The sequence below is a fragment of the Fulvivirga sediminis genome, from assembly GCF_016757215.1.
Lineage (GTDB): Bacteria > Bacteroidota > Bacteroidia > Cytophagales > Cyclobacteriaceae > Fulvivirga > Fulvivirga sediminis.
Genome location: NZ_JAESIY010000009.1, coordinates 133,303 through 147,883 on the forward strand (window position 1 = coordinate 133,303; position 14,581 = coordinate 147,883).

Sequence of the window (14,581 nt, forward strand, 5' to 3'; positions counted from 1 at the left end):
GGATTAGTTTTCTAATCCTCCTTCTTTGATTTTATGAGATAGGTCTTACTCTCATGTCCTTCCATAATTCTTCTTATGTTTTTATGGTGAGTCCATACGATAACTATGAACAAGAAGAATCCAAATATCACTAAAAGTGGTTCGCTGGTTTGAAACCTAGGCACGAACAAAAGCATAGCAGGGAAAGATAAAGTGCCTATGATAGATGATAAAGACACATATTTTGATATCAATAGAGTTACTACAAATACAACTATACACAATAGAGCGACTTCGTAGTGAATCGCAATCATCATCCCTAAAAGAGTAGCAACCCCTTTTCCACCTTTAAAGTGTAGGAACACTGAAAATATATGTCCTATTACCCCTACAACACCTAGAATGAGTTTGAACGTAACAAGGTTATTCTCATCAATAAACTGCAGGTTCATTAGTATTACTGCTACTGAAGAAGCAGCCATACCTTTTACGATGTCAGCCAGCATTACTATTATTCCTGCTTTTTTGCCAAGCACTCTGAAAGTGTTTGTAGCTCCAGGGTTTCCACTCCCGTGCTCCCTTACGTCTATGCCGTAAAGCGCTTTGCCAAACCATACGGCGGAAGGGATAGAACCTAATAAGTAAGAAATTAATATTGCTATAATTATCGCTGCAATCATATAAGTTGGTTTAGTTGAACAAGGTAAGTGTAGAACTTACTTTAAAAATTATTAGTTCAAAGATAATAAAATTTAAAAATCTTAACCTATCAGAACCCATCGTCACCATCATCAAAGCCATCATCTTCCTGAGCCCCGCCGAACCCATCATCCGGAAGGTCTTCAACCTCAGGCTCTATATCTGAGTCTAGATCATATATATCATCTATACCGTAATATTGAAGCCTAAATCTGTTGATAAAATTCAGAGTCTCAGCCTTATCTGCAGGAGCGAAAACTAAATCTCCTATCTTAGCCTTAGCTCCATTACTCTTTTTGTTGATAACATCATTAAAGATATTATTGCTAGAAAATACGAGTAGCTGATCATCTTCATAGCTAAAGAAAAACCATGAAGCTGGTGACGCCTTGAGAAATAGGTTAAAAATAGTACCTCCACCTTCATTTTTAGTTATCTCCATAAAACCTTCAAGTGAAGCATTTAAATCTGTGCTTCTAATATTTGAAAGACCAAGCTTTCCTTCACTATAAAAAGCATTATAATCGGTAGACCATTTAAGGTCGACATTAGTAAAAGTTAAAGGTGCTGATGTTTCCTTAGCAAAACCACCAAGAGGCACATGCTCCTCTTTAGATAATTTTTCATACTCTTTCGTGGGGCGCTCACCAATCATATCTCCTAATTTATATAACAGCTGAGTGGGGTCTCCCATACCTTCAGGCGCACCTAGATTAGTAATTACGTCTTTAATATCTCTAGCCATGGCATCAAAGGCCATAGTAGGCACATTAGCAATGTCAACAGTAATCAGGCTGTTAAGAGTATATTCATTTGTTTCTATATTTCCATTTCCAATAGCTGTAGCTTTGAGCACAAAATCTTCATCAGGTCTCACTAAGTTAACAGGTCCTTCAAATTTGACTGTCTTTGTTTCCTGGTTATACTTATATACTTTCCCCTTAAAGCTTTTTCCTGCGGCTTTAAGTGTATCCTGTACAGCAAATTCTCCAGTTTCCTTGTCATAAGTAAGCATACCACTAGCCGCAAAGAAAGGGTCATCATCCACTATCTCATCAGAAACAAATGTATTATATAAGCTATTGTCTTCTATGTTATAATAAAGGCCAGCCTGCAGCTTCTGTCCCATTTCTGTTAAAGTATTATCAAAGTCAATCATAACCTCTCTCTGCTCTCCAGTACTCTTTTGAACTATCCAGGTATCATAATCAGGTTCGTTAATATCTAACTTTATAAAGCCATCAAGCTCCATAGTAGGGCGGTTAGCATACATAATTACATCTCCTTTATAGAACATCCCTGGAGATATGAGTATATTTTGATCACCTCCTATAGTACCATTAGCCACCGTGTGCATTTCAAAAGCATCTTTCTTTCTGCTATTTTTACTTTCAAACTTCTCCAAATGGAAGTTCTCCATCCTTACCGGCACAGTATCATTAAGAGCATTCACGAAATTATAAGTAGCATACCCAGTAAACTCATTTCTAGAAATAATATCAATTACTCCTTCTGTAAGCTTATGATATTCGTATAGCGTATCCAATACAATAGTGGTATTGGTTAATCGACCTATTTTAGAATTTTCCAGAATTAAAACCTCATTATTTTCAGGAGTAATCTTAGCATCGGCCACCACAATAAATGGAATACCAGACACTTTAAGTTCTGATGTTTTAATATCATACTCTGCATTAGTTGCATTAAACCTTAGTGAATCGAGATCCTTTCTGGTAGTATAGAAATATGAACTCTCTAATGGCACGTCATCAGGCTTAGTCATAGTTACCTTATCCTGTACAAGGTCCCAGCGAGCCTCTGATATAGAAGTCTTGAACTGAGCAAAAGGAAACTCAATAGCATCCTGCCCCTCAATTTCAGGACTAATTACAGCATAATCTTCTCCCAGATTAAACCTTAACCGTACGTCATCACCTGCTAACGCGGGCTTATCAGGGTTATCAGATTTTAATTCAAAATCAGCATGCCGAGCCGAGAACCTATCATTCTCAAACCTCATACTCTTAGACTTTGACTCTGAACCTCTTGTTAAGAGTGTTCCTCCTCCAAACATACCTTCCTTAGAAAGGATAGCCGTGCCATCTAGAGTAGCCGTTTCATTGTAGAATTTGATTGGATCATCTTCATTTTTTATGTACATCCTGTCCTTAGCAGGCACCCATTTCATGCTGTAATTTTCTACAGAAGTCTGAGGGTAACTATTTCCATTAAACTCAGATTCTTCCATATGTAAGTACTCTCCGTTACCAGTTACTGAATCGGGGTAAAATATAAAATTATCAGACTTAAGATTAGCTGCCAGGTATTGGAGTTCGCCTTTTCCTTGCAATCCCTTTTTATTTAAAGTAATATGATCATAATAAGTAGCCTCAGGGTCATTATAAAGCATATAACCTTCTTGTGGCACCTGGTGATTAAAACCCAAGGTATTATCAGGCATTATAATCAGCTTCTCTTCAAAATCAGGGAATATACCTCCAGATTTAAAACCACCTCCAAATTCAATAGAGGAAGGATCTTCTCCACTTAAACTATCTATATCAAAAGGAGGCACTTCAAATTTTAATGATTTGTCATATACTCCCCCAAGAATTTCTTGCCTATCAAAATATACCAAGGCTCCTTGTCCTGCATTAAATTTAGGATAATTGGCATATTTTACCTTTGCTGATTTATTATTCGGCTTATTAATATATAAAGTACCTTGAGTAGCTCCCGTACTTTCCGGATTATTTTCATCCGGCACGGCTACCATAGAGTTATCAACTTTAGTTCTGGCATGGGTTTTCTCATCTTGCACGTAGAATTGAATAGAGAAGATCTTCCCCATGCTTATAAGAAAGCTATCGTACTCGAAATAAAAATCCTCTCCTATATACTCGAAGTTACCAGCAGAGATTTTTCCATTAAACATAATGTCCCTGTTTTCCATAAGTGTAATCTCACTACTGTCAGGTTCAATAACTACGTTTAATGAATCACTTACTTTGAAACTTTCTACCCCCCTTACCTTCATATAGCTTTTGGGAAAGTTTAAAGTAGCATTGGGCTTGTAATGAATGACTGATGATATAACGATGTTATCATAATCCTTTTTACCAAACCGGGAGTTAAATAAATGCTTAGCCTTATCTTTTACTGTTACTAAACCTTTATTTGAATCATAACCAATAAGACCTTTTTGGGATAAAAAGAGCATAGCCCCCTTCATTACATCAATATCTTTTTTATAGCTCTTGGCAAGCTCATCAACATAAAATTCATCCACCCCTTCCTTTCTGCTATATGCTGCCACCATGGCTAGAGGGTTGAAAGGGTAAATTTTATCCCCTAAGCTACTATAATCATCATAAGAATAATGATCTGCCGACTCTATGTTTAACGGTACCATTCGAGCTGCTTCCATAATGGAAACATTCAAACTGTCTGACTGTAAATCCCAACGGATAAGATCAGCGGTGAAATCTATATTAAAATATGAACTTACAAATGGCGTATTTCTAAACCCACCTTTATCCTTTTGTAAGACCAGTTTCTGATTCTCGTAATCATATTTTAAGCGTAGTGCCGGGTGGTAAATAGAATCATAATTCTGATATATAACTACAGAAGCTCTCTTCGCAGTTACTATAGAATCTCCAAATTCAAAAATTGGAGCTCGCGCCTTGAATTTCCGGCTTTGATCATTTCTAACCTCAATCATAGAGTAACTCCCCATAACAGAAGCACTATTTATTTTAGCACCATCAAGAGAAAAGCCTCCATGATAGATTAGGTCTTTTCCTATGTTCTTTACATTAATATTACTGTAGTAAGAAATAAACCTGGGATAGCGAGAGTCGGTTGTCGTGTCATGCTTTATGCTTTTATATTCAAAAATACCTTCTACAGGCTCATCTATTTTACCCTTATAAGTAAGTTTAGCTGATTCGACCTTAAGCCTAGGTTTTCTTGTATCAAAGCTATATTCCGGGAATGAGCAAAATACCGAATCCGCTCCTAATCCAGCCATGGTCCAATCAAACTTGCCACCGTTACCTACAAACTGATCTTTAAGTATCAAAAAGGTGCCGCTGGTATTTTGTAAAAAAACCGAATCGTACGGACTTACAAAATTCAAGTTGGCATTATCAAATTTTATAACAGGCCCCTCAATTACAGGTAGTACTACTCCCCCTCCCTGAATAGCTTCTATCATCTGTTGATCTTCTAATTCGGTTTGCTCCTCATATTCTTCAGTCCATTCTGTATCCCAATTATCATCTGATGGCTCATCATCCCATTCATCCCAATACTCATCGTCGTCATCGTAATTATCTGATTCATAATCGTCATAATTTTCAGGCTCTTGGTATTCATCTACAGGCTCCTCCACTATTACTTCCTCCGGTTGAGCCGCTTCTACAAACTCAATAGTGTAGTCTCCATCAGCAAAAAGCCTATTAGAACGAGCAAAATACAGTGCTCTCCATTCAAAAAATTGCCCTGTGGTCTGTAAGTATTTACTTATTTGATCAGGAGAATAAGTATCTAGCACCTTCTGAGTAACCTCCAAAAATTGACTGAAATTATCTGTGGCATTATTGTCTCCATTCAAAGATTTGGCCATTGTAATCAGGTATGAATCACGTAGAGTAGAACTAATGGCCTTATTGTTCATAAGACCAACAATGTGTGAAACCACCGTTTTTCTCTGGTTCTCTGACATTTTTAAATATGCCATTTGAAATTCATCACTTATGCCCAGCACCTGCTTTGCTCGTGATTGATCCAATAAATTTCTTACAGAATCTTGCTCTATTTCAGTGCCTGACTGAGAATAAGCCAGCCCACTAATTAAAAAAAAAGCAAATAGGGGATAAAGTACTTTTTGCCACATATTCAAAACGCCAGACGATAGTTGAGTACTAAACGGGGTAAGTTACGGTTTGAGGATACAACGATAACATAACCCCTTTTAACTAATTAAAAAATTGCCTTTGGTAAATTCTTAAATTATTATCAAATAACCAACTATAGACATCCTCACTACTCAAACACAATATGAGTATAAAAAATTAAATTATTATCACTTTTTGATAAAGACCAATGCTACCCAGCTATTACGATCCTTTTGGCTTCTAAATTCCAATCCTACTGAATCGGCTCTCTTTACAATATCTTCTTTATCATAATCATAAAAACCACTTAGAACGAGGGTGCTACCTGAATGAAGGTATGTACTGTATGACTCCATTTCATCCAAGAGCACATTTTTATTAATATTAGCCAATATTATATCAAATGTACCCTCTAAGCCCAGAGTAGCGATAGTACCCTCTTTCACAGTAATATTTTTACACTCGTTTAGCTCTACATTTTCAGGAGCATTTTCTGTACTCCAGCTATTATTATCATAGGCAATAACTTCTTTAGCTCCTAACTTTTCAGCCATTACCGCTAAAATAGCCGTACCACAGCCGGCATCAAGTACTCTTTTATCTGCATGATCTAACTCCATCTGAGTTTTGAGCATAAGATAAGTGGTTGCATGATGTCCTGTCCCAAATGACATTCTGGGGTTAATAATAATTTCGTATTTAAACGAAGGATCAGGTTTATGAAAGGTTGCTCTTACCAGGCATGATTTATCTACAGAAATAGGATCATAATTCTTCTCCCACTCTTCATTCCAGTTTCTTGATACTACCTCTTCTACTTCATAAGTTATGGTAGTAACCTCAGAATATCTGGAGATTAAATCATTTATGTCTTGTTCATTAAAATTTTTCTCCTCTATATAGCCCTCTACTCCGGCATCCGTTTCCATCATAGAGTTGTAGCCAAGCTCTCCTAGCTCGGCTACTACAATTTCTATAAAAGCCTCTTCACAAGAAAGCTTTACACTTATAAATTCTATGCCTTTTGACATTAAAATGACTTAATAATATCTAAAAAATCTCTTGATTTAAGTGATGCGCCTCCTATAAGGCCTCCATCTACATCCTTACAAGCAAAAAGCTCAGGTGCATTTGATGGTTTACAGCTACCCCCATATAAAATAGAAATATTCTCTGCCACATCAGCACCGTATCTCTCTGCCAACAACTCTCTGATTACAGCATGCATTTCTTGCGCTTGTTCTGTTGACGCTGTTTTGCCAGTACCAATAGCCCAGATAGGCTCATAAGCAATAACAACTTTTTTCAAATCTTCTTCTCCCAAATGAAATAAGCTGTCAGATATTTGATTGCTTACAAATTCTTTAAATAATCCGTTTTCTCTTACTTCCAAAGATTCTCCACAGCAAAAAATTGGCTTAAGATTATTGGCTAGTGCAATGTCAATCTTCTTAGCTAATTGTTCGTTGGTTTCATCAAAATATTCTCTTCTCTCACTATGTCCCAAAATCACATATTGTACTCCAACAGAAGCCAGCATTTCAGCCGAAATTTCCCCAGTAAAAGCTCCTTCGTCATTTTCATTACAGTTCTGAGCAGATAGAGAAATCTTTTCTGAATCTTTAACTAAACCTCTTACTTGCGTTAAGTGAACAAATGGAGGAGCTAAAATCACTCTTACATCTGTGTTTACTTCATCATTAACCATATTAACGATTTCTGATGTAAGCTTAAGTCCCTCATCCAGGGTATTATTCATTTTCCAGTTTCCGGCTACAATTTTTTGTCGCATAGTTGATAGTTTTATTTCTCTTGTAAAGATAAGATTTTATGTCATTTCCTTTTAACTGATCCGGCTCCAGTTAATGGCCGTTTTCTTCATGGAGTTAATTTGCTGATTAATAACCTGATTCTCCACATTGCTCAAATCGGGATCTTTGTCTATAATACTCAGAGCAGCTCCTCGTGCCGCCTGTAAAATGACTCCATCCTTACCCAAGTCAGCTATAAGTAAGTCTAAAACTCCACTTTGTTGGGTTCCCATCAGATCTCCTGGTCCACGGAGCTGCAAGTCTGTATCTGCTATTTCAAACCCATTGGTAGTTCTAACCATAGTATCTATCCGTACCTTACCCTCTTTGCTAAGCTTATAATTAGTCATAAGTATACAATATGATTGCTCAGCACCCCTCCCCACGCGTCCGCGTAGCTGATGTAACTGCGCTAAGCCAAAACGCTCTGCATTCTCGATCACCATCACACTGGCATTAGGTACATTTACCCCTACTTCTATTACTGTGGTGGCTACCATAATTTTAGTCTCCGCTTTTACAAAACGCTGCATCTCATAGTCCTTAGCATCAGGTTTCATTTTACCATGCACTATACTTATAGGCACATCGGGAAAAGCTCTACACATACTTTCATATCCATCCATCAAATGGTTTAAATCTAGCTTTTCTGATTCCTCTATAAGTGGATAAACAATGTATACCTGCCGGCCTACTTCTAGCTGCTCCTTCAAAAATCCATTGACTTTCAAACGATTAGCATCATATCTATGAACGGTTTTGATAGGCTTTCTGCCTGCCGGCAATTGATCTATTACAGAAATATCTAAGTCTCCATAGAGGGTCATGGCCAGTGTTCGTGGAATGGGAGTGGCTGTCATCACCAAAACATGCGGGTAGAGGTATTGATTCTTTTGCCAGAGCTTAGACCGCTGAGCTACACCGAACCTGTGCTGCTCATCTACCACTGCGAGGCCTAGATTTTTAAACTGCACAATATCCTCTAAAAGAGCATGTGTGCCTACAATAATATTAAGATCCCCGTTTTTGAGATATTGATGAATAATTTTCCGCTCACTCTGTTTGGTAGATCCTGTTAATAAGGCAATGGTTATGCCCATTTGATCAGCAAACTCCTTTAAACCCTGAAAATGTTGAGTTGCTAAAATTTCTGTTGGCGCCATCAGGGCTGCCTGGCTACCGGAGCCCACCACCAAAAGCATGCAGATAAACGCCACTATGGTTTTTCCACTACCCACATCTCCTTGAAGCAGTCTGTTCATTTGCTGCCCTGAGCGCATGTCTTTATAGATCTCTTTTATAACTCTTTTTTGCGCATCTGTTAAATCAAAAGGCAAATGATCATTATAAAACCGGGTAAGCAAATCCGTATCATGAAAAACCGCACCTTTAAATTTATCAATACGAGCAATCTTAAGTTTTAGCAGTCTAAGCTGAACATAGAACAGCTCTTCAAACTTTAGTCGGAACTGCGCCTTTTGCAGATGCGCCTGATCCTTTGGATAATGGATATTATTTAAAGCGGCTCTTTTATTAATGAGACGATAGTCTTCCAATATATTTTTTGGGAGCGTTTCTCTTATTTTGTTTTGCGCTTGTTGAAGCAAATAAAGTTGTAGTTTCCCTATAGCTTTGCTATCTAGAAATTTCCGCTTTAAAACTTCAGTAGTGGTATACACTGGTTGTAGATAGCTCGCTTCCTGGTTTTGACGGGTTATTAACTCTATTTCAGGGTGAGCCATATTTAGCTTACTCCCAAAAGCAGTAGGTTTACCAAATACCAAATATTCCATACCTGGTTGGATTTTTTTCATTACCCACTGTATTCCTTTGAACCACACCAGTTCTATCTCTCCGGTACCATCAGCAAACTGAACCACTAGCCGCTTCTTTCTTCCTTCTCCTATTGTCTGCATACTTCTGATCTTACCTTTGATCTGAACCTGAGACATAGCGCCATTTAAGGTACTTATTTCATGAAACTGAGTTCGGTCTTCGTAACGAAATGGGTAATGCTGTATTAAATCACCATAAGTGAAAATATTCAACTCTTTATTCAAAAGAGCTGCCTTTTGAGGTCCCACCCCTTTTAAAAACTCTATTTTGGTATCGAAGAAGCCCTGCATGAATGGTAATAGCCAAAGCTTATATTAAGCTTATTGTCAACGCGCCACAAATTGCTTTACATAAAATTATTTTCTACTGAAGACTCTCCTTCCACTGGAAAGAATTCATCATATGAACAATGTCTACCTTTACATATTCTATTGCCGGCCTTAAAGAATCATTCTGTACCTCAGTATTAAAATAAAGTGCTCCTCTAAAAAAGTTTTTAGTAGAATCAGTACTGAAAAATTGAAACTGACTGGGTACTTGGCCATCTAATTCGGCATAAACCACCGTTTTACCATTTGGAGTTACTGTGATCGTTTCATCAATAGCTGAAGCCTTTATCTGATGCTTGGCTGTAAGAAAATAAGCATCGTCCAGATATTCTTTTAAACTATCCTGATTCGCTATCACCTTATAAGTAAGGTTAATATCTGCCTTTAATTCAGGATAATAAATCTCGACCCAATACCTTTCAGATATCCATGATGTATCCCTCAATAACTTTGCATGTTTAGAGTACTCAAAATTAAAGGGAAAAGTATCTGGTAAGTGTTGATATTCGTGCTCCGGAAGCACAAAGCGGTTATAACCCTTAGGCTTAGGAGAATATTCGGACGAACATCCTATAACCACAAAACCTATTATAACTAACCATAGACTAATCGACTTTCTCGCTTTGCTCTTCATTTGCTTTTAAAAATACCCTAACCTTCTTAATTCTCTTATTATCAACAGCAACCACAGTAAAAATAAATCTATCGAAATAGATTTTCTCTCCGGCAGAAGGTAATTTAGTATTAATTTCTAATAACAGTCCGCCTAATGACTCACTTTCTCCTTTTATTTTATCGAAGGTGGAAGGATTTATTTCTAATATTTTACAAAAATCATTTAATGTAGTCTTGCCTTCGAAAACATATGTATACTCATCCATTTGGCTGTATACTACATCATCGTCATCAAACTCATCATTTATCTCTCCTACTATTTCCTCAATAATATCCTCAAGAGTAATTAATCCTGAAGTTCCTCCGTATTCATCCACCACAATAGCCATGTGTACCCTTTTTTCCTGAAAATCTTTTAATAAAGTATCTATCTTCTTGTTTTCAGGGACATAAAAACCGGGTCTCAACAATTTTTGCCAAGTGAAATTTTCATCATTTTCAAGATATGGCAACAGGTCTTTTATATAAAGAACACCTTCAATATTATCAATGGTCTCACAATACACAGGAATCCTAGAGAACCCTGACTTATTGATCTTATCCATTAACTCATGAAAATCCATCTCATTATCAAAAGCAGTAATGTCCATTCTGGACCTCATCACCTGCTTTACCGAAAGAGTACCAAAGTTTACTATACCTTTTAAGATATCCTTTTCTTCTTCGGTTGTATCTTCATTAGTGGTAGTAAGCTCCAGTGCATGGTGAAGCTCCTCTACAGAGATATCATAACCCTTCTTTTGAAACCTGCTCTCTATAATATTACTCACTGATAGCAATATAAATGAAAGTGGCCTAAAAATAGAGTTGCTAACCTTAAGAAAGCCAGAAGTAAACCTAGCGAACTGTAGATTATTAGGTGTAGCATACACTTTAGGCATAATCTCCCCAAAGAAAACTATGCCCATGGTAGTTAAAAAGGTAAGCACTATTACCGCTGTTCCTTCTGTAGTTTTAGTGCCTAAAAACTCCCACATCACAAAAGTAGAAAGAGTGACTATAGCCACATTCACAAAATTATTAACTATTAGTATGGTGGCTAAAAGCTTTTGGGGGTTTTTAATTAAGCTTACTATCCTGCTATCAGCAGGCTTATTACTTTCCTTGCACTCAGTGATATCCTTAGCTGTAAGTGAAAAAAAGGCAACCTCTGATCCACTTATCAATGCTGATAAAACAAGCAAGAAAAGCAATGCTATTCCGCTAAATACGTAAACCAACGTACTCTCACTAAAACCTGCTGATAACAAAAGCTCACTAGGAGGCTCGTCTATACTTTCCAAAATTAAAACTTTATGAAGATAAATTTAGAATGGTAAATCATCAGTATCATCATCCATAGAAATATCCGCTGCTGGCTGAGATGATTGCTGATACGAAGAGTTGCCTCCTGCAGATGATGATGATGCTGGATTTCCGCCACCTTCATTGCTTCCCTTAGGGCTAAGCATGGTCATGTTATCTCCTACTATTTCAGTTGTATATCTTGTAATACCATCCTTCTCCCATGATCTAGTTCTTAGCTTACCCTCAATATACACCATATCTCCTTTATTGAGATATTTCTCTGATATATCGGCAAGGCCTCTCCATAATACCACATTGTGCCATTCTGTTTGCTCTCTTCTCTCTCCTGTATTTCTATCTTTGTAATACTCTGAAGTAGCTACAGGAAAATTTGCAACCGAAGCGCCACTTTCTAAATGTCTCACTTCAGGATCTTTTCCTAATCTACCAACAATTATCACTTTATTTACTCCAGACATAATTAAGCTTAGTTTTTATGCAAAAATAGCAATGTTTTATAAATCTAACTAAAAAATGGCATCATTCAAATAACGAGAAACCAAAACAGGTTTAGGGAGATCATTCACTTCCTCCTCATTATAGAAAATCAAATTTTCATCTAATAATAGATCCTTTACTTCAGTTGTAATATTTAATTTAAAAGTAAAAAATCGTGCATAGATATGCCTATGCGTAAGAACATGTTTATAATCCTTACTTACTTCTACCGACATAATATAAGGCTGCAATTTACTTACCATCTCAGACTTACTAATAAGATCTTCCAATACTAAAAAATCCGAGGTCTCCATCAATGGGTAATCATAAAGTCCTGCCCATATATCTGCACCCTCCCTTTTATTCAGTATCATTTCTCTTTCGTCTGTAATAAATACTATATAATTAAAATAGCGTTTTTTCACCTTTACCTTTTTGGTCTTTACAGGCAATGCATCTTGCCTATCATTCTGAAAAGCAGAGCATTCTAAACGGAAAATACAATTCTCACACGCAGGTGATTTTGGCGTACAGTGTAAGGCCCCAAATTCCATAATGGCCTGATTATAGGTGTCGGGGTTTTTATCGGGTATTAACTCCCACGCCAATTCTTCGAACTTCTTTTGCCCTGAGCCACTAGCAATATCAGCATCCAAACCAAACACTCGCGCAAGAACCCGATAGACATTTCCATCAATAACTGGCACCTTTTCCTTGAAAGCAAAAGAAGCTATAGCTGCCGACGTATACTTGCCAATTCCAGGTAGTTTTATCAGTGATTTAGAGTCTTTTGGGAAGTTTTTCTCAAACTTTTTATCAATTTCTTTTGCACACTTATGTAAGTTTCTGGCTCTTGAGTAATATCCTAAGCCTTGCCACAGCCTCAGGACAGTTTGCTCATCAGCAGATGCCAATTCGGAAACATTTTCGAAATTCTCTACAAACTTCTCATAATAGGGCAACCCTTGAATTACCCTTGTTTGCTGTAAAATAATCTCTGAAAGCCAAATCCGGTAAGGATCAGTCGTTTGGCGCCAGGGCAGGTCTCTTGCGTTTTCTTCATACCATGTTACCAGCTTCTCAGAAAAAGCATTATTATTATCCATCAAAAAAATCTTAAAAAAGTCAGAAATGAGTGTGTCAGATTTTTTACATATTTAATTTTTATATCCGACCGCTCAGTCTAAATTTGCTGACCAGTACATACTTAACTATTTTTTAATCAAATCTAAAGATATAACGTGACTAAAGCAGAAGTAATAGCAGAAATATCGGATAAAACAGGAATTGATAAATCGGATGTCTCTGTAACGGTTGAAGCATTTTTTAATATAGTCAAAAATGCCATGTCAGAAGGTAATAACATATATGTTAGAGGCTTCGGCAGCTTTGTAAATAAGAAACGCAAAAAGAAAATTGCGCGTAACATTTCCAAAAACACAGCCATCGTAATTGATGAGCATTACATTCCTAGTTTTAAACCCTCTAAAGTATTCGTAGAAAAAATTAAAACGAGTGATAAGGTAAAAGACGTTAACAACTAGCCTTCACTTTTCGCAATTGAGATTATCCTTGTATTTTTGCATCTTAAATTATAAAGCATGCTAAAGACAAGGATAATTTTATTTATATCTGCTGCCGTATTGGTAGCCATAATTTTTACGCTACCTAAAGTAGTAGTAGATAATGAAGAAAATGCAGTGCCCAATAAAACAACATCAGGCACTTCGCACGCTGAGCCTACCCCCACTGAAATAGATACAGACAATATTGCACATGGACAGGCAGTTCCAGCAGACATACAGAAAAAAATAGATAATTTAAAGATTGACTACTCAAATAGTAGTAATATTGAAAAAAGTGTTATCTTTGCAGACTCTTTAGCCGAGCTGTATCTGAGCATTAATAAATATGACAGCGCAGCTAAGTTCGTTGAAATAATAGCTGAGAATATTCCAAATGAGAAAAATTGGGAAAGAGCCGGAAACACATATTATGATGCTTTTGGGTTTGCCATGGATCCTCAAAAACGTGCTTATTTAGGAGAAAAAGCAAGAGAATATTTCTTAAAAGTAATGGAAAAAACTCCATCTAACTTAGATGTTAAAAATAAGTTAGCCATGACTTACCTCTCCACATCTAATCCTATGAAAGGAATAGGGATGCTGAGGGAAATAATTGAGCAAGATCCAAAAAATGAAAAGGCGATGTTCAATTTAGGAGTATTGTCCATGCAGTCTAACCAGTACAATAAAGCGGTAGAGCACTTTAGTAAACTGGTAAAAACCTATCCGAATAATACACAAGCTCAGTTTTTTCTGGGCGTTAGTTATTTGGAAACAGGAAATAAAGACAAGGCTAAAGAGCAATTTGAATTAGTAAAAACGCTGGATGATGATCCTGAAGTACAAGCTACTGCGGATTCTTATCTGGAAGATATTAGATAAAAGATTGTTAAACCATCGCTTATTCATTAAGTGATAAAAAATTAAAGATTATGCCTTGCGGTAAGAAAAGAAAAAGACATAAGATTGCTACTCACAAGAGAAAGAAGAGATTAAGAAAG

The 14,581-nt window shown here is 36.8% G+C and carries 11 protein-coding genes; 2 read left to right on the forward strand and 9 right to left on the reverse strand.

The genetic code is table 11. The features are described 5' to 3' along the window. Positions 1-11: 11 nt before the first annotated feature. The 9 genes from plsY to mutY form a co-directional block, all read right to left on the reverse strand. Positions 12-659, reverse strand: coding sequence for a glycerol-3-phosphate 1-O-acyltransferase PlsY (gene plsY, locus JL102_RS16725; RefSeq protein WP_202245584.1), 648 nt, complete (start codon positions 657-659; stop codon positions 12-14). Between the two features lie 89 nt (positions 660-748). After that, complete coding sequence (locus JL102_RS16730) at positions 749-5,578, reverse strand: hypothetical protein (protein WP_202245585.1); 4,830 nt, start codon at positions 5,576-5,578, stop codon at positions 749-751. Positions 5,579-5,767: 189 nt separating this feature from the next. Continuing rightward, on the reverse strand, positions 5,768-6,610 hold the full coding sequence (gene prmA, locus JL102_RS16735) for a 50S ribosomal protein L11 methyltransferase (RefSeq protein WP_237390636.1): 843 nt from the start codon (positions 6,608-6,610) through the stop codon (positions 5,768-5,770). Beyond that, positions 6,610-7,371, reverse strand: coding sequence for a triose-phosphate isomerase (gene tpiA / locus JL102_RS16740; protein WP_202245586.1), 762 nt, complete (start codon positions 7,369-7,371; stop codon positions 6,610-6,612). Before tpiA ends, prmA begins: the two co-directional genes overlap by 1 nt. A gap of 51 nt (positions 7,372-7,422) precedes the next feature. After that, complete coding sequence (recG, locus tag JL102_RS16745) at positions 7,423-9,516, reverse strand: ATP-dependent DNA helicase RecG (protein WP_202245587.1); 2,094 nt, start codon at positions 9,514-9,516, stop codon at positions 7,423-7,425. A gap of 73 nt (positions 9,517-9,589) precedes the next feature. Then, complete coding sequence (gene gldD, locus JL102_RS16750) at positions 9,590-10,189, reverse strand: gliding motility lipoprotein GldD (RefSeq protein ID WP_202245588.1); 600 nt, start codon at positions 10,187-10,189, stop codon at positions 9,590-9,592. Next, positions 10,161-11,504: a gliding motility-associated protein GldE gene (gene gldE, locus JL102_RS16755; RefSeq protein WP_202245723.1), complete on the reverse strand. Its 1,344-nt coding sequence runs from the start codon at positions 11,502-11,504 to the stop codon at positions 10,161-10,163. The genes gldD and gldE overlap by 29 nt, the downstream gene beginning before the upstream one ends. A 33-nt stretch (positions 11,505-11,537) precedes the next feature. After that, positions 11,538-11,996 carry a single-stranded DNA-binding protein gene (locus JL102_RS16760; protein ID WP_202245589.1) on the reverse strand — a complete coding sequence of 153 codons (459 nt, stop codon included), beginning with the start codon at positions 11,994-11,996 and terminating at the stop codon, positions 11,538-11,540. Positions 11,997-12,044: 48 nt separating this feature from the next. Next, complete coding sequence (gene mutY, locus JL102_RS16765) at positions 12,045-13,121, reverse strand: A/G-specific adenine glycosylase (RefSeq protein WP_202245590.1); 1,077 nt, start codon at positions 13,119-13,121, stop codon at positions 12,045-12,047. Between the two features lie 135 nt (positions 13,122-13,256). Between mutY and JL102_RS16770 the strand changes: the two genes are divergently transcribed. Both JL102_RS16770 and JL102_RS16775 read left to right on the forward strand, forming a co-directional pair. Further along, positions 13,257-13,559 (forward strand): HU family DNA-binding protein, encoded by a 303-nt coding sequence (locus JL102_RS16770; RefSeq protein WP_202245591.1) that lies wholly within the window; start codon positions 13,257-13,259, stop codon positions 13,557-13,559. Positions 13,560-13,616: 57 nt separating this feature from the next. Continuing rightward, the gene (locus tag JL102_RS16775; protein ID WP_202245592.1) at positions 13,617-14,462 is read left to right on the forward strand and encodes a tetratricopeptide repeat protein; all 846 of its coding nucleotides are present in this window, start codon (positions 13,617-13,619) and stop codon (positions 14,460-14,462) included. Positions 14,463-14,581 lie beyond the last annotated feature (119 nt).